Genomic DNA, 15,826 nt, shown 5'->3' with positions numbered 1-15,826 from the left:
GGCACCTGACAATAATGCTAGGTTTCTGGTGCAGATGCGTGGGTTAGGATTGTCAGTGCTTGGTTGTCGGAAGTGGCAGGCAAGTAAAAGTAGAGGGTGCTGAAACCTTACAGTTTGGTATTTCTGGTTTTTGTCGTTAGTGTGATTATCATTGCCAATAAAGGTGATCGTATGACTGCGTTTGACAAATTAAATCGTGCAGGTAAAGCAGGGGTTAACGCTACACTGCCCGCACCCACGGTTCCCAAACTCGATAGAGGTCTTATCAAGATTGCGGATTTGGTCAATGACTTGGAAGTTATCATTCCGACGAATGCTGAATTCGTAGATACTTTGTCGGTGCGTTTGTTCATTGGTGACGATCCGCTGGATCCGGATAGCGTGGTGAGTGAAGTACTGCAAATTGCACTCCCTGTGCCTGATGAATTAACGTTGCTTTTTAAGACTAGTAAATATCCGGCTAACGGTAGTGATGTAACCGTTAAGTTGGACTACTTCCTCTATGATGCCGCTTCGGAGGACGGACAAACATCCATCGATCCGGTGCAAGTACGCTTTGATCGCCGAGCTGCCGGGGGCTCCCAGCTGCCGCCGATCGCATTCAGCGATGATCAATTGAGTGGCATCACGGTCGCTGATCTGAATACCGACGGCGATCTGGAAGTATTGGTAGACCCCTACTTGTACGCGGAACTGGGCGATAAGATCCAGATGTGGCTGAGTGACTCGAATGCTCAGGACGATACCAAGTACCTATCCGGCAGCTATGAGGTGGACCCGGCCAGCGACCCCACGGAGGTCAAGTTCCTGACGAATGACTTCGTCACTGCGGGCGATGGCAAACCGCTGTATTTCGCCTATCGGGTCACCGATTATGCCGGCAACGTCAGCCCGCGTTCCTTCGTCACGCGTATCCCCGTCTACATCAACTTGGCCGCCCTTGACGCGCCATTGGTACCGGAAGCCGACGACGGTCTGGTGACCTTTTCTGATGCCAATACCCATGTAGAGGTGCAGATCCCTACCTATGACGGCGTTGCCGACGGCGATATGATCACTGTCATCTGGGAGGGCAGAGCCCAGCCTGCGGTGCCCATCAGCAACGCGGCCGGCGACCCTGTGCTGAGTGTTCAGGTGCCATTGGCCGAGGTTGCTGCGGGCGGTTACGCATCACGCAGTGTCAACGTCAGCTATAACATGGCGCACGGCAGCGATCCGGTCGTCTCCTCACCCACTACCACGATCAGGGTCGACCTGAGCGGGCCGGGCGGTATCGTTGATCCGGACCCTGGTACGCCGGAACATGACAACCTGCGCCGAGCCGAAGTGCGTGTCAACCAGGGCAGCAGTCCGCTCAATGAAATCCTTCCGGGCGATTTCGGCAAGGACGCCACCGCCGTGATTCGCCGGCAGGGCGAAGAAAACACGCTGATCTGGCAGAGGGGTGATGTCATCCAGTTGTATTGGGGATCGACCAAATTACCCAATACTAAGACCGTCGATCAGAGTAACGAGGGGGCCAATATTGATTATCCGGTGCCCCATGCTGGCGTCATCGAAACCGAGGGTGTCGGTGATATTCCTGTCTACTATGAGATCACACGTCAGTTGCCGGGTGACAAGGGGCCTGTTCCTGTTACGGTGAAATCACCTGTCCAGATCGTGAAAGTCGCGTCTGTGGAGAGTTTGCCGGGTGGCCCTGCTGCATTGCTTCCGGGTGTATTCCCTGAGGCCAATGCCAATAACATCATCACCCGTGCAAACGGTCTTGATGGTACGCCATTCAGGATTCCGCTGGCGGGTGTGAGCAATATTGAACTGGTCAAGAGCCCTACACTCAGTTACAACTTCGTCGGGATCCAGAGTGGTGATGCGACGGTGCCTCCTACAAATCCGCCAGCAGCGCCAATTGAGGCCACTCGATTGAAAGCGGACAATGTGCCACTGACACAGCAACACCTTGATCAGGGCTACTTCGAAATCTCCATGCCCTATGCCCATATCCGGCTGATCTGCAGGAATGGCGCGACACTGGATTACACGCTGGCCAATCAGTACGGTTCAAAAGCTGCGCCGCAGAAGTTCGTTCGCTTCGCGTTGAACGTGGCGGGGGGTAGTTGCCCGGTGCTGTTTGGCAACACCGCCGTTAGTTCCTTCAGTCGCGTACCCGTGAACCTACCCGCGATTGCCTTCAGCGATGCGCAGCGTCAAGGCATCAGCGAGGCCGACCTGGATGGAGGGTTGCTCAATACCTGGGTGAATCCCTACTTCGGGGGGGAGGCGGGAGACCGCATTGAAACCTGGCTGGGTACGTCCGAGTCAACAGACTCCGGACAGTACCTGAAGATGTTCGTCGCTGGGGATCCGGAGCAAAAGTCGCTGATTGCTTTCTCACGCCGTGACATGTTGACGCTGGGGAACAATCGCGTTCTGTTCTTCGGCTATCGCGTCACCAACAAGGAAGGCGTGCAGAGCGCATTGTCGCGATTGGTGGGAATCGAGGTCACGGTGTCCGAAGAGTAGTCAGGAGTAGGGGGTGGTTGCCGCGCTTATCGGGGCAGCCACCTTCGGACCTGGACCCATGGTATTGGGCCATGTAGGGTTTCTACGAAAAGTCGCCGAGCGGCGATCAGGCAAGGCGAACCCTTGCTGGTTCGCCTTGCCTGTGTCTGAATCAGCAACAGGTACTGCTTATTGCAGCCCCAGGCGCTTGGCGAGTCTACTGAGGTTGGCGCGGTCCAGCCCCAGCTCGCGTGCTGCCGCTGCCCAGTTGTGGTTATGACGTTGCAGGCAGGCCTCGATCAGTTGGCGTTGATAAGCATCCAGCGCTTCGCGCAGGCCGCCGTCCGGCACGCCGGTGGCCTGGGGGGGCGCTACCTGCGCCACAGTGCCGGGCAAGGCGGCTTGGCGCAGGTCCAAATCATCGCTGCTCAAGGTCAGGATGCGCGGACGTTGTGCATGACGCCCCATGGCCTTCAACGCCGAACGCCCTATCAAGTGTTCCAGCTCTCGCACATTGCCTGGCCAGTCGTAGGTTTCGAGCGCGGCCTGAGCCTCGGCGGACAGGCGCAAACTGCCCAGGCCCAGGCGCGAACGGTTCTGCTCGAGGAAATACCCCGCCAGCAACAGCACATCACGGCCGCGCTCGCGCAGCGGCGGCACCTGCAACGGGTACACGCTGAGCCGGTGGTAGAAGTCGGCTCGGTAGTGGCCGTTGCGTACCTCTTCGGCCAGGTCGCGGTTGGTGGCGGCGATCAGGCGCACGTCCACCTGGTGGTCGCGGTCCGAGCCCAGGCGCTGCAACTGGCCGCTCTGCAACACCCGCAGCAGCTTGGCCTGCACCGCCAGGGGCAGTTCGCCGACTTCGTCGAGGAACAGCGTGCCGCCGTTGGCCAGTTCGAACTTGCCGCGCCGCTCGCCATGGGCGCCGGTGAACGCGCCGCGCACGTGGCCGAACAGCTCGCTCTCCACCAGGGTGTCGGGCAGGGCGGCGCAATTGAGGCTGATCAGCGGCTTGTCGGCGCGCTTGCTGGCGCGGTGCAGGGCCTGGGCTACCAGCTCCTTGCCGACACCGGTTTCACCGGTGATCAGCACGGTCAGGTCGCTGCCGCCGACCAGGCGGATTTCTTCGACCAGGCGTTTGTGCGCCTTGCTCTGGCCGATCAGTTCCTTGTCCTGGCCGCTGGCCTGGCGGTACACCTCGGCGCGCTGGTGTTCATCCTCGGCGCGCAGGGCCAGGTGCTCGATGCGCTCGGCCACGGTGACGGTGGCGGCGGCCAGGCTGGCGAAGGCCTGCAGGGCGTCCAGCTCCAGGCTCTGGAACTGCCCGGCGGTGAGGGCGTCGAGGGTCAGCAGGCCCCAGGGCTGCTCGTCGACCATCAACGGGCAGCCCATGCAGTCGTGCACTTGCAGGTCGACATGTTCGGCATCGACCAGGCCGTCGTAGGGGTCGGGCAGCGGGCTGTCGCTGGGGAAGCGGGTCGGCTCGGGGCGGCTGAGCAGGGCCTGGAAGCGCGGGTGCTCGCTGACCCGAAAGCGCCGGCCGAGGGTGTCGGGCGACAAGCCATCCACCGCCAGCGGCACCAGCCATTCGCCATCCAGGCGCAGCAGCGCCGCAGCATCGCATGGCAACAGGCCGCGCATGGCCTGGAGCAGGCGGCGATAGCGTTCCTGGTCGGGCAGGTCGCAGGACAGGTCGCTGACCAGGGGGAGGAGGGCGGTGAGCAGGGGTTTTGCAGTCATATGGACTCCATTTGGTCGAAATGACTATACGCCTGAGTGTGTCTTTTTGACACTTATATGCTCAAGTGCCTGATTTCATTGGCTTTTAAAGTTGGCACGATTGCTGATAAGTCCAAGGCAACCATTCGAAGCCAAAGGCTCAGGAGTTGCAGCAATGCTCAATGCCGAACAACGTGCAATCATCAAAGCCACTGTTCCTCTGCTGGAAAGCGGCGGCGAAGCGCTGACCACCCACTTCTACAAGATGATGCTCAGCGAGTTCCCCGAGGTGCGTCCGCTGTTCAACCAGGCCCACCAGGCCAGCGGCGACCAGCCGCGCGCCCTGGCCAACGGCGTGCTGATGTACGCCCGCCACATCGACAAGCTTGAACAGCTTGGTGGCCTGGTCGGCCAGATCATCAACAAGCATGTGGCCCTGCAGATCCTCCCCGAGCACTATCCGATCGTCGGCAGCTGCCTGTTGCGCGCCATCGAGGAAGTGTTGGGCAAGGAGATCGCCACCCCTGAGGTGATCGCCGCCTGGGGCGCCGCCTACGGCCAGCTGGCCGACATCCTGATCGGCGCCGAAGAGAGCCTGTACAAACAGAAGGAAGAAGCCGCCGGCGGCTGGCGTGGTGCCCGCGAGTTCCGCCTGGTGCGCCGCGAGCAGGAAAGCAGCGAGATCGTCTCGTTCTACTTCGCCCCGGTGGATGGCAAGCCAGTACTCAAGGCCGAGCCGGGCCAGTACATCGGCTTGCAGCTGTTCATCGATGGCCAGGAGCAGCGTCGCAACTATTCGCTGTCGGCGCTGTGCGACGGCGAGCAGTACCGCATCAGCGTCAAGCGCGAAGCGGGCGGCAAGGTGTCCAACTACCTGCATGACGGGCTGATGGTGGGCGACAGCCTGCAGCTGTTCCCGCCGGCCGGCGACTTCACCCTGGCGGCCAGCGACAAGCCGCTGGTGCTGATCAGTGGCGGCGTGGGCATTACCCCGACCTTGGCCATGCTCGAGGCTGCGTTGAAAACCCAGCGCCCGGTGCATTTCATCCACTGCGCACGCAATGGCGCGGTGCATGCCTTTGCCGACTGGATTGACGGCCTGGTTGCGCGTCATCCGCAGCTCAAGCGCTTTTACTGCTACGCCGAGGATGACGGTAGCCAGGCGGCTGATGCCGTGGGCCTGCTGAGCCAGGAGCTGTTGGCCGAGTGGCTGCCACGCGAGCGTGATGTGGATGCCTACTTCCTGGGGCCGAAGGGCTTCATGGCGGCGATCAAGCGCCAGCTCAAGGCGATTGGTGTGCCGGAAGGGCAGAGCCGTTATGAGTTCTTCGGGCCGGCGGCGGCGCTGGAGTGATGCACTGATGTCATCGCGGGGCAAGCCCGCTCCCACGCCAGATCTCGATCTTCGTGGGAGCGGGCTTGCCCCGCGATGGGTTTCATCCCAATCGCTGCGGTTCGGCGTTCTGTCGGGCCGGCAGCACCCGGATGCTCCGGCCGTGGGTAATCGAGAACGAAGCGGACGATGACATTCGGCGCTGCCGGCCTGGCCGAGCGCCGAACCGCAGCGATTGGGCCCAGCCTCTCTTCTATATAAGGAAGTGATGAACGCGGTTACACCCGCCTTCATCTTTAATCCTCCTTTAATCACTGTATCCTTCACTCCCGAGTGTCGAGGGGCTTGTCCCTGTCCGGCGCTCGGGCTGCCGTGTTTTTTACGCGCGGCAGTGAACCGAAACCGACACGCTCGGTCCTAGGTCATCAATGGATAGCCGCGCTCACCGTTCCTCGACGCAGTCACAGGTCCACTCCAGCGTGTAGACTTGGCGCCCCTCGGGCAGCCAGCGCTGCCACTCTCCATCGAAGGAATCGGCAATGAACGAACTCTCATCGCGCCTGAACCGCGAACGGCGCTTTCTGGTGCTCCTTGGCCTGATCTGCCTGGCGCTGATCGGCGGTGCCCTGTACATGCAGGTGGTGCTGGGCGAAGCGCCATGCCCGCTGTGCATCCTGCAACGCTACGCCTTGCTGTTCATCGCGATCTTCGCCTTCATCGCCGCGGCCATGCCCGGGCGTAAAAGCCTGACCCTGTTCGAGGCGCTGGTGGTGCTGAGCGCCATCGGTGGCATCGTTGCAGCCGGTAACCATGTGTATATACTCGCCAACCCGATGGTCAGCTGCGGCATCGACACCTTGCAGCCGATCGTCGATGACCTGCCGCTGGCCAAGCTCTGGCCGCTGGCCTTCCAGGTCGATGGCTTCTGCTCAACGCCCTACCCACCGATTCTCGGTCTGTCGCTTGCCCAGTGGGCCCTGTTGGCGTTCGTGCTGACGGCCATCCTGGTGCCGCTGGGGATCTACCGTAACCGTCGCCACGAACGCACCGTTCGTTAGACCAAAGTCCTTGTTTGACCCAGGTCTATTGCGCGACGAGATAAGTAGGAAATCAGCCCCCAGGGTTGCTCTGGATCAACCCCCAAGCCTTGCGCTACAAGGGTTTCAGGGCTACTGCGCAGGGTGCGACAAACTGTCGCGAAGTTGATTTTTGGGGTGCTATTGTTGCGGATTCTGTAAAAGACTGTTGCTCAATAAGTCATAGTCAATGGGGGGCGACCTATCTACAATCGCCCCCAATTTCCGTTCGGCACTGCTTGCGAGTCGCAGGATTGAAGGAAGCCGCAGCGCTTTCTTATTGCTGACTTCGACAAGTTTCGCCCAACGGCGATCCGGGCGGACACCCCTCCGCGTTTTCCCGCACCAAATGGACTTGGTCTGAAGTACAGGCCGTTTGCCTACGAAACCATAAAGCACCGTATATGCGCTCGCGCCCAGGTCCAGCAGTCGGACCCCAGGCAGGGGCGAATTCGGGCTCGAATTGCTGACGCTTGGCAGGACGAAGTGTTGGCTACCAAAACACAAATTGCATTGAAGCAAGCTGATCTAGAGGTCGTGAGATGAGTAAAAAGCGTTACCCCAGACTGTTTGGCATATTGCCCTTTTTAGGCATGCTTTTACTCAGTGGGTGCAACTGGACCCTGCTCGACCCGAAGGGCCAGGTAGGCATTGAGCAGAAGAACCTGATCCTGATCGCCACCGGCTTGATGCTGCTGGTGGTCATTCCCGTGATCATCATGACGCTGGCGTTCGCCTGGAAGTACCGCGCTTCCAACAAGTCCGCCACCTACACCCCCGACTGGTCGCACTCGACCAAGATCGAGGCCGCGGTGTGGATCATCCCGATCCTGATCATCATCGCCCTGGGTTACGTCACCTACCACTCCACCCACAAGCTGGACCCGTACCGTCCACTGGATTCCGATGTGAAGCCGGTGCAGATCGACGTGGTCGCGCTGGACTGGAAATGGCTGTTCATCTACCCGGAACAAGGCATTGCCACGGTCAACACGATCGTTTTCCCGGCCAACACCCCGGTCAACTTCCGCGTCACCTCGGACGCCGTGATGAACTCGTTCTTCATCCCGGGCCTGGGCGGCCAGATCTACGCCATGGCTGGCATGACCACCAAACTGCACCTGATCGCCAACGAGAACGGTGTGTTTGACGGTATCAGCGCCAACTACAGCGGCGCCGGTTTCACCGGTATGAAATTCAAGGCAACCGCCACTTCGCAAGCTGACTTCGATGCATGGGTCGCTGAAGTGAAGGCCTCGCCGAAGAAGCTGGACAAGGCCGAATACGAAGCCCTGGCCAAACCAAGCGAAAACAACCCGGTCGCGCTGTACAGCGAGGCACCGGCTGACCAGTTCCAGCGCATCGTCGACAAGTACGAAGGCATGAACCGCGGCAAGCCGGTCCACGAAGAAGCAGGCAGCAAAGATCTGGCGACCACCAAGGGTGTGGAATCGAGTATGCAACCAGCTGCCGGTGCAGAGGAGTAAGAGATGTTCGGTAAATTAACTCTGGAGGCGATACCGTATCACGAGCCGATAGTCATGGTGACGCTTGCCATGATCGCGCTCGGTGGTATCGCTGTCGTTGGTGCCATCACCTATTTCCGCAAGTGGACCTACTTGTGGACCGAGTGGCTGACCACGGTCGACCACAAGAAAATCGGCGTGATGTACATCATCGTCGCTATGGTCATGCTGCTGCGCGGCTTCGCCGACGCCATCATGATGCGTACCCAGCTGGCTGCCGCTACCGGTGGCTCCGAAGGCTACCTGCCGCCTGAACACTATGACCAGATCTTCACCGCCCACGGTGTGATCATGATCATCTTCATGGCGATGCCGTTCTTCACCGGCCTGATGAACCTGGCGGTTCCTCTGCAGATCGGTGCACGTGACGTTGCCTTCCCGTTCCTGAACTCCCTGAGCTTCTACCTGCTGCTGGCAGGCGTGCTGCTGGTCAACATCTCGCTGGGCGTTGGTGAATTCGCCAAGACCGGCTGGGTTGCCTATCCGCCGCTCGCGGGCATTCAGTACAGCCCTGGGGTGGGTGTCGACTACTACATCTGGGCGCTACAGCTCTCAGGCTTGGGTACGACACTGACCGGCGTGAACTTCCTCGTCACCGTGATGAAGATGCGCGCACCTGGCATGAAGCTGATGGACATGCCGATCTTCACCTGGACCTGCACCTGGGCCAACGTGCTGATCGTCGCTTCGTTCCCGATCCTGACCGCCGCACTCGCCCTGCTGACTGTTGACCGTTATCTGGACTTCCACATTTTCACCAACGAGCTTGGTGGGAACCCGATGATGTACGTCAACCTGTTCTGGGCCTGGGGTCACCCTGAGGTTTACATCCTGATCCTGCCGGCCTTCGGCGTGTTCTCGGAAGTGACTTCGACGTTCTCTGGCAAACGCCTGTTCGGCCACCACTCGATGATCTACGCATCGGGCGCCATCGCCATCCTCGGCTTTGCGGTCTGGCTGCACCACTTCTTCACCATGGGTGCCGGCGCCAGCGTCAACACCTTCTTCGGCCTGGCGACGATGCTGATCTCCATCCCGACCGGTGTGAAGCTGTTCAACTGGCTGTTCACCATGTACCAAGGCCGTGTGCGCTTCACCGCACCGATGCTCTGGACCCTGGGCTTCATGGTCACCTTCTCCATCGGTGGCATGACCGGCGTACTGCTGGCCGTTCCAGGTGCTGACTTCGTCCTGCACAACAGCCTGTTCGTTATCGCTCACTTCCACAACGTGATCATCGGTGGCGCGGTATTCGGCTACATCGCCGGTTTCGCCTTCTGGTTCCCGAAAGCCTTCGGTTTCACCCTGAACGAGAAGTGGGGCAAAGCTGCCTTCTGGTTCTGGCTGTCGGGCTTCTACGTTGCGTTCATGCCGCTGTACGCCCTGGGCTTCATGGGCATGACCCGTCGTCTGAACCACTCCGACAACCCACTGTGGGAACCCTACCTGTACGTAGCCGTTGTCGGCGCCGTGCTGATCCTGTTCGGTATCGCTTGCCAGCTGATCCAGATCTTCGTATCGGTTCGCGACCGCAAAGACAACATGGACGTCACTGGCGACCCATGGGGCGGCCGTACCATCGAATGGTCCACTTCGTCGCCACCTCCGTTCTACAACTTCGCTCACATGCCTGAGAAAGTTGGCCTGGACGCCTGGCACGAAGCCAAGGAAGCCGGCGTTGCGTACAAGGCTCCGGCCAAGTACGAAGCGATCCACATGCCGAGCAACACGTCCACCGGTCTGTTCATGGGTCTGTTCCTGACCGTGTTCGGCTTCGCCTTCATCTGGCACATCTGGTGGCTGGTGGGTGCGAGCCTGGTTGCGACCATCGCGGTCTTCGTTCGCCACGCTGCACGTGACGACCAGGGCTACATGGTTCCGGCCGAAGAAGTGGCGCGCATCGAAGGCGAGCGCATGAAGGCGCTGGCCAAGGCTGGTGTACTGCCTGCCGGCGGCGCACGTGTCGAATCGTTTGAACGGGTGTAATCAATGTCCAGTCAAGTAATCCACGGTGCTGCTCATGGTCACGACCATGGGCACGACGAGCACCACCACGACTCGGGCCAGATGACCGTCCTCGGTTTCTGGCTGTACCTGATGACCGACTGCATCCTGTTTGCGTCGCTCTTCGCCACCTACGCGGTGCTGTCCGGCGGTTTCGCCGGCGGCCCGTCGGGTCACGACATCTTCCAGCTCGACTTCGTGCTGGTTGAAACCGCGTTCCTGCTGCTGTCCTCGATCACCTTCGGCTTCGCCATGCTGAAGATGTTCGACGGCAAGAAAGCAGGTGTACTGGGCTGGTTGGCTGTGACCTTCCTGTTCGGTGCTGGCTTCATCGCGATGGAAATCTACGAGTTCCATCACCTGATCGCTGAGGGCTACGGCCCGCAGCGCAGCGGCTTCCTGTCGGCGTTCTTCGCGCTGGTCGGTACCCACGGTCTGCACGTGACCGCCGGTCTGATCTGGATGGCGATCATGATGTACCAGATCAACAAGCACGGCATCACGCCGACCGCCAAGACCCGCATGAGCTGCCTGAGCCTGTTCTGGCACTTCCTCGACGTGGTCTGGATCTGCGTATTCACCGTCGTCTACCTGCTGGGGGTTCTGTAATGGCTAACGCACACGACACTCATCACGAAGGCAGCCACGGCAGCGTGAAGTCCTACATGATCGGCTTCGTACTGTCGATCATCCTGACCGCGATCCCGTTCGGCCTGGTGATGTACCCAAGCCTGCCGAAGAACCTGACCGTCCTGATCGTGGTGGCCATGGCCGTCATCCAGGTGGTAGTGCACCTCGTGTACTTCCTGCACATGGACCGCTCGAAAGAGCAGCGTTCCAACGTGTCGACGTTCCTGTTCACCGTTCTGGTAATTGCACTGCTGGTCGGCCTGTCGCTGTGGATCATGTTCAGCATCCACTTCGAAATGATGGCCAAGTGAGGTAAGACTGCATGTCCGTGAAGCACTTTATCCAAATCACCAAACCGGGGATCATTTTCGGTAACGTGCTTTCCGTGGCAGGCGGGTTCTTCCTTGCCGCGAAGGGCCAAGTGGACTTCGCCCTGTTCCTGGCAGTGGTGATCGGTACCTCCCTGGTGGTCGCGTCCGGATGCGTGTTCAACAACTGCATCGACCGTGACATCGACCACAAGATGGAGCGCACCAAGAACCGCGTCATGGTGCAGGGCGGCATGTCGCTGCCCCTCGCGCTGATCTACGCCACCCTGCTCGGGGTGGCGGGTTTCAGCCTGTTGTATGTGCAGGCCAACCCACTGTCGGCGTTCTGCGCCCTGGTTGGCTTCGTGGTCTACGTCGGTTTCTACAGCCTCTGGCTGAAGCGCAAATCGGTGCACGGCACCCTGGTCGGCAGCCTGTCCGGTGCCATGCCTCCGGTGATCGGCTACTGCGCCGTGAGCAACAGCTTCGACCTCGCTGCAGTGACCCTGCTGGTGATGTTCAGCCTGTGGCAGATGCCGCACAGCTTTGCCATCGCCATCTTCCGCTTCAAGGACTACAGCGCCGCCAACATCCCGGTCCTGCCGGTGGCGCGCGGTATCCTCGCGGCGAAGAAGCAGATCGTGCTGTACGTGCTGGCCTTCGTGCTTGCCACCCTGATGCTGACCCTGGGCGGCTACGCCGGCCTGGGTTACCTCGCCGTGGCAGCTGCCATGGGCCTGTACTGGCTGTACATGGCCTGGGGCGGCTACAAGGCCGAGGACGACAGCAAGTGGGCGCGCAAGGTATTCGGCTTCTCCATCCTCACCGTCACCGCCCTGAGCGTGATGATGGGTGTGGACAGCCAGACCGCAGCCGATGTGCTGATGACCTACGCACGCTGATACAGCGGGCTGTTACCCGAAAAACCCCGGCCTTTGCGCCGGGGTTTTTTTATGCCTTGGTAAAAATTCATCGGGGCGTGGTTGACATCGTCACCCGCTTTGCAGGACTTTATGCGCCGCGGGTCAGGATGACCCGGCGGCCCAAATGCCGCGTTTTCAGACAAAGGAATGTCCCATGACCGATTCGAGCCTCGCTCTTTCGGCGTATGGCGCGTTGTTGCGCCAACGTCACCCCGCTGCGCCCATCGACACCGCCCTTGCCATCCTGCACTGCCTGTTCAGTCGCCGCAGCCTGGCGCCGGGGCAGGATCCTGCGCTGGACGAGCTGGCCCTCGCGCCGCACCTGCCCAAGGTCCTGGCCGCCCTCGAGCAGGGTCAGCCGATCGAAATGGTGCTGCCGGCTTTTCCAGGCAAGTCCCCCAATCGCCAGAAGACCCTCGGCCCGCTGCCGGACCTGGCCGAGCACCACGCCATCGATGAACTGCACAGGCTTTGTGAGGAGATCCGCGCGCTGCACGCACCGGGCGCGGTGATCCATATCTGCTCCGACGGCTATGTGTTCTCTGACCTGGTGCGGGTGCCCGACGCCCATGTTCAGGCCTACACCGACGATATCCAGCGCTACGCCGACCAGCACTACCCGGGCCGGTTCACCCTGTTCGACCTCAAGGACGCCTACCCGCAACTGGGCTGCCTGGACTCCATGCGCGAAGAGCTGATGATCGAGCACGGCCAGTCGCTACGTACGTTGCAGCAGCGCTTCGAGTCCGAGGACCACATGATGCTGATGTACTGCGGCATCCACCGTTTCCTGTCGGAGGACTACGCCGGCCTTGCCGACTTTGCCGGCATGAGCATGAACGCGGTGAAGAAAGTGGCCAAGCCTGCCTCCCAGCGGGTGATCCAGCGCAGCGAAGCCTGGAGCGCGCTGCTGCAGGCGCGCTATCCGCAGTGCCTGCGCTTGTCGATCCACCCGCAACTGGCCGTGTCGAGCAAGATCGGCATCCGCCTGGTGCCCACCAGCGACCTGTGGCGCACGCCCTGGCACTCGGTGGCGATCAAGCGCCGTGGCGTGGTTACCCTCGAGCGGCGCAGCAATGTCGACGAGCGCTACAGCCGCCTGGTGTTCCGTCGCGGCCGCCCCTGCCATTACGCGAGCGTGCAGTGATGGCGCGGTTGAGCGAAGCGCAAGCGGTGCTGTTCGACCTGGACGGCACCCTGGTGGACACCCTGCCGGACATTGCCTGGTGCCTGAATCAAGTACTGGTCCAGCACCAGTTGGCCGCGCTGCCCGAGGCACGCGTGCGCGCCCTGGTCGGCGGTGGCGTGGCGGCGATGATCGAACAGGTGGCGCTGGAGCAGGGGGCATCGGACGCCGGGCGCCTGCTGGCTGACTACAGCGCCTGTTACCGTCAGCACCTGGTGCAGTACTCGCGCCCCTATGCCGGGATCGATCGGCTGCTCGAAACCCTTGCAGCGCGCGGCTTGCCCATCGCCGTGGTCACCAACAAGGCCCACGTCCTGGCCCTGCAAGTGCTGGAGCGGCTGCTGCCGACCACGGCCTTTGGCGCGGTCTTGGGGCACCAACCGGGGCAGCCGCTCAAACCCGCTCCTGATACCGCGCTGCTGGCTGCCGAGCGGCTCGGCGTGGCACCCGTGCATTGCCTGTTCGTCGGCGACACGCCTATCGACCTGCTGACGGCGCACGCTGCCGGCATGCCGGTGGTCGCCGCAGGTTGGGGTTATGGCGAGCCCGAGACGCTGCGTGCCCACGGCCCGCAGTTGTACTGCCAGACCCCCGACCAGTTGCTCGCGGCCTTGCGCCCCACAGCTGTTCCCCCCTTGAGCCAATCCATGGAACTGGCCGGCTCGTTGTAACACCATCAAAGGACGACACACAGATGCATGATCAAGACAGCTGGATCGCAGCCGTCAGCCAGGTGCTGGACGGTTATCTGCTCAAGGCCGAGGGCGATCGCTTCGCCGACAGCGGCAAGGCGCACCTGGCCCAGAGCCTGGCCCGCTGCTTCGAACGTGGCGAGCCGCTGCGCATGGTGCTGCCGGGTTTCCCCTGCAAATCGCCGAACGATCGCGACAAAACCTTCGGCGTGCTGCCGGACTACGGCGAGGTGATGGCCATCGAGCGTCTCGACCGCCTCGGCCAGGAGATCGCCGCGCTGCACGCACCGGGTTGCGAGATCGCCATCCTCAGCGATGGCACCACCTTCAACGACATCGTCGGCGTGCCCGACGAGGTACGCCGCGCCTACAACCAGGCCCTGCGCAGCCTGTACGTCACCCACTGCATCCGCTGGGTGAGCATGGAAGACCTGTTCCCCCAGGCCAGCAGCCCCGAGGCGCTGCGCGCGACCTTGGTCAAGCAGGCTCGCCTGCCGTGGAAGAACGTCGAGGCGTTGATCGAGCACTGCCAGGGCGACGAAACCCTGGCCCGCAGCCACGACAAGCTGTGCAGCCACCTGTACAACGACTTGCGCCTGTGTTGCGAGCCCGGCCAGGATCAGGACGAGCATCTGCGCCAGCTCTCCCACAAGGCCTACCAGATGATGCTGCGCGGGCAAGCGCTCAATGCGGCGGTCGATCGCTTCTTCCCCGAGCACATTCGCCTGTCGGTGCACCAGTACGACAACGCCGGGCCCAAGTTCACCCTGGCCCTGGCCGAGGGGTTGAGCCATGTCGTCAGCCCCTGGCACGCGGTGCCGGTGCGCCAGCTCGATGGCGGCCAGTCGCTGCGTGGCCGTGCCGAGATCGACAACGCTCGGCATGTGCAGGTGACCTGGCAAGGACGGCCGTGGCTGCTGCATGAAACCACCGGCGAGGCGCTGGAGGGTTACCGCTTCGAGCTGCAGAAACTGCCGCTGTTCGGCCTGGTGGTCAGCGCCCCCGCGGGGGAGGGGCCACAACGGCTGGCCACCGAGACCTTGCAGGCGCTGGTGCGCAGTTTCGGCTTCGTCTGCCTGAAGGGCTGCGAATATCCCGACCAGGGCAACTTCGCCGCCGACTGCGCGCGCTTCGGCACCATCTACCGCTGGGCCTTTGGCGAGGTGCACGTGGTCAAGCCGGCCGAGCAGCCCCAGGGCGTGGTGCATTCGCTGGAGAAGACGCCGCTGCACTGGGACCTCAACCTGCTGCCCGACAGCGACCCGCTGGTGCAGCGCGACCCCAAGTTCTGCGCCCATACCTTCATGCTCTACTGCAAGACGCCGCCGCAACCCGGGGAAGGGCAGACCACCATCGTCGACAGCCGCAACGCCCTGCGTCAGGTCGGGCTCAAGGTGGCCCGGCAATGGCAGGAGGTCGACATCACCTACTACACGCGCATGACCTATTTCGGCGGCTCGCCACGTACCTATCCGCTGGTGGACCGCGACCCGCGCACGGGCGAGCCGGTGCTGCGTTACCAGGAAGGGTGCGAGTCGTCGCTGCAGACCCTCGAGCAGCAGGTGCAGGGCGGTGACGAGGCCTATCAGCGTCAGTTGATCGAACAGCTCGACGGGCTGGTGTACGACCCGCAGTGCCTGATCGCCCATGAATGGGCGGCGGGCGACCTGGTGCTGATCGACAATTACCGGACCCTGCACGGGCGCCTGCCCATGAGCGCCGCCTCGGCTTCGCGTGAGTTGTGGCGGGTGCAGGTTTATTGATTCATTGACCTGCCTGTGGGAGCGGGTAAACCCGCTCCCACAGGGACTCGTCAATTTTGAATTTTCTGGTTTTTCAATCTATGCGCCTGAAAAGTTTTAAAAAAACAGAAAATTATCCTTTGCGAAATTTACTTGGCGGGATTATCTTCTGATTCGGCCGCCGC

The 15,826-nt window shown here is 61.5% G+C and carries 12 protein-coding genes; 11 read left to right on the top strand and 1 reads right to left on the bottom strand.

What is annotated here, in order from left to right; genetic code table 11:
• Positions 1–171 precede the first annotated feature (171 nt).
• Positions 172–2,523, top strand: a complete 2,352-nt coding sequence (locus tag EJA05_RS23600) for a hypothetical protein (protein ID WP_125860253.1) — start codon at positions 172–174, stop codon at positions 2,521–2,523.
• A gap of 168 nt (positions 2,524–2,691) precedes the next feature.
• Here EJA05_RS23600 and norR read toward each other — a convergent pair whose 3' ends face one another.
• Positions 2,692–4,242 carry a nitric oxide reductase transcriptional regulator NorR gene (gene norR, locus EJA05_RS23595; RefSeq protein ID WP_125860251.1) on the bottom strand — a complete coding sequence of 517 codons (1,551 nt, stop codon included), beginning with the start codon at positions 4,240–4,242 and terminating at the stop codon, positions 2,692–2,694.
• Positions 4,243–4,396: 154 nt separating this feature from the next.
• On the opposite strand from norR, the gene hmpA reads away from it, so the two are divergent.
• The 10 genes from hmpA (at position 4,397) to EJA05_RS23545 (ending at position 15,662) form a co-directional block, all read left to right on the top strand.
• Positions 4,397–5,575, top strand: coding sequence for an NO-inducible flavohemoprotein (hmpA, locus tag EJA05_RS23590; RefSeq protein ID WP_125860249.1), 1,179 nt, complete (start codon positions 4,397–4,399; stop codon positions 5,573–5,575).
• Between the two features lie 518 nt (positions 5,576–6,093).
• Entirely contained in the window at positions 6,094–6,612 is a 519-nt protein-coding gene (locus tag EJA05_RS23585) for a disulfide bond formation protein B (RefSeq protein WP_110995875.1), read from the top strand.
• A 560-nt stretch (positions 6,613–7,172) separates the two neighbouring features.
• Positions 7,173–8,117 (top strand): ubiquinol oxidase subunit II, encoded by a 945-nt coding sequence (cyoA, locus tag EJA05_RS23580; RefSeq protein ID WP_125860247.1) that lies wholly within the window; start codon positions 7,173–7,175, stop codon positions 8,115–8,117.
• A 3-nt stretch (positions 8,118–8,120) separates the two neighbouring features.
• On the top strand, positions 8,121–10,142 hold the full coding sequence (cyoB, locus tag EJA05_RS23575; RefSeq protein ID WP_110995873.1) for a cytochrome o ubiquinol oxidase subunit I: 2,022 nt from the start codon (positions 8,121–8,123) through the stop codon (positions 10,140–10,142).
• A gap of 3 nt (positions 10,143–10,145) precedes the next feature.
• A complete protein-coding gene (gene cyoC / locus EJA05_RS23570) occupies positions 10,146–10,769 on the top strand; it encodes a cytochrome o ubiquinol oxidase subunit III (RefSeq protein ID WP_110995872.1) in 624 nt (207 codons plus the stop codon).
• The gene (cyoD, locus tag EJA05_RS23565) at positions 10,769–11,101 is read left to right on the top strand and encodes a cytochrome o ubiquinol oxidase subunit IV (RefSeq protein ID WP_110995871.1); all 333 of its coding nucleotides are present in this window, start codon (positions 10,769–10,771) and stop codon (positions 11,099–11,101) included. The genes cyoC and cyoD overlap by 1 nt, the downstream gene beginning before the upstream one ends.
• 11 nt (positions 11,102–11,112) lie before the next feature.
• A complete protein-coding gene (gene cyoE / locus EJA05_RS23560; RefSeq protein ID WP_125465460.1) occupies positions 11,113–12,000 on the top strand; it encodes a heme o synthase in 888 nt (295 codons plus the stop codon).
• Positions 12,001–12,175: 175 nt separating this feature from the next.
• Complete coding sequence (locus EJA05_RS23555; RefSeq protein ID WP_125860245.1) at positions 12,176–13,168, top strand: isocyanide synthase family protein; 993 nt, start codon at positions 12,176–12,178, stop codon at positions 13,166–13,168.
• The gene (locus EJA05_RS23550; protein ID WP_125860243.1) at positions 13,168–13,878 is read left to right on the top strand and encodes an HAD family hydrolase; all 711 of its coding nucleotides are present in this window, start codon (positions 13,168–13,170) and stop codon (positions 13,876–13,878) included. The genes EJA05_RS23555 and EJA05_RS23550 overlap by 1 nt, the downstream gene beginning before the upstream one ends.
• 23 nt (positions 13,879–13,901) lie before the next feature.
• A complete protein-coding gene (locus tag EJA05_RS23545) occupies positions 13,902–15,662 on the top strand; it encodes an isocyanide synthase family protein (RefSeq protein ID WP_125860241.1) in 1,761 nt (586 codons plus the stop codon).
• Positions 15,663–15,826: the final 164 nt, after the last annotated feature.

The sequence above is a fragment of the Pseudomonas oryziphila genome, from assembly GCF_003940825.1.
GTDB lineage: Bacteria > Pseudomonadota > Gammaproteobacteria > Pseudomonadales > Pseudomonadaceae > Aquipseudomonas > Aquipseudomonas sichuanensis.
This window is presented reverse-complemented; position numbering and strand designations above follow the sequence as displayed.

Bases quoted from the DNA above. Each gene is read 5' to 3' on its own strand.
- EJA05_RS23600 (WP_125860253.1), top strand. From the start codon at position 172: ATGACTGCGTTTGACAAATTAAATCGTGCAGGTAAAGCAGGGGTTAAC.
- norR (WP_125860251.1), bottom strand. From the start codon at position 4,242: ATGACTGCAAAACCCCTGCTCACCGCCCTCCTCCCCCTGGTCAGCGAC.
- hmpA (WP_125860249.1), top strand. From the start codon at position 4,397: ATGCTCAATGCCGAACAACGTGCAATCATCAAAGCCACTGTTCCTCTG.
- EJA05_RS23585 (WP_110995875.1), top strand. From the start codon at position 6,094: ATGAACGAACTCTCATCGCGCCTGAACCGCGAACGGCGCTTTCTGGTG.
- cyoA (WP_125860247.1), top strand. From the start codon at position 7,173: ATGAGTAAAAAGCGTTACCCCAGACTGTTTGGCATATTGCCCTTTTTA.
- cyoB (WP_110995873.1), top strand. From the start codon at position 8,121: ATGTTCGGTAAATTAACTCTGGAGGCGATACCGTATCACGAGCCGATA.
- cyoC (WP_110995872.1), top strand. From the start codon at position 10,146: ATGTCCAGTCAAGTAATCCACGGTGCTGCTCATGGTCACGACCATGGG.
- cyoD (WP_110995871.1), top strand. From the start codon at position 10,769: ATGGCTAACGCACACGACACTCATCACGAAGGCAGCCACGGCAGCGTG.
- cyoE (WP_125465460.1), top strand. From the start codon at position 11,113: ATGTCCGTGAAGCACTTTATCCAAATCACCAAACCGGGGATCATTTTC.
- EJA05_RS23555 (WP_125860245.1), top strand. From the start codon at position 12,176: ATGACCGATTCGAGCCTCGCTCTTTCGGCGTATGGCGCGTTGTTGCGC.
- EJA05_RS23550 (WP_125860243.1), top strand. From the start codon at position 13,168: ATGGCGCGGTTGAGCGAAGCGCAAGCGGTGCTGTTCGACCTGGACGGC.
- EJA05_RS23545 (WP_125860241.1), top strand. From the start codon at position 13,902: ATGCATGATCAAGACAGCTGGATCGCAGCCGTCAGCCAGGTGCTGGAC.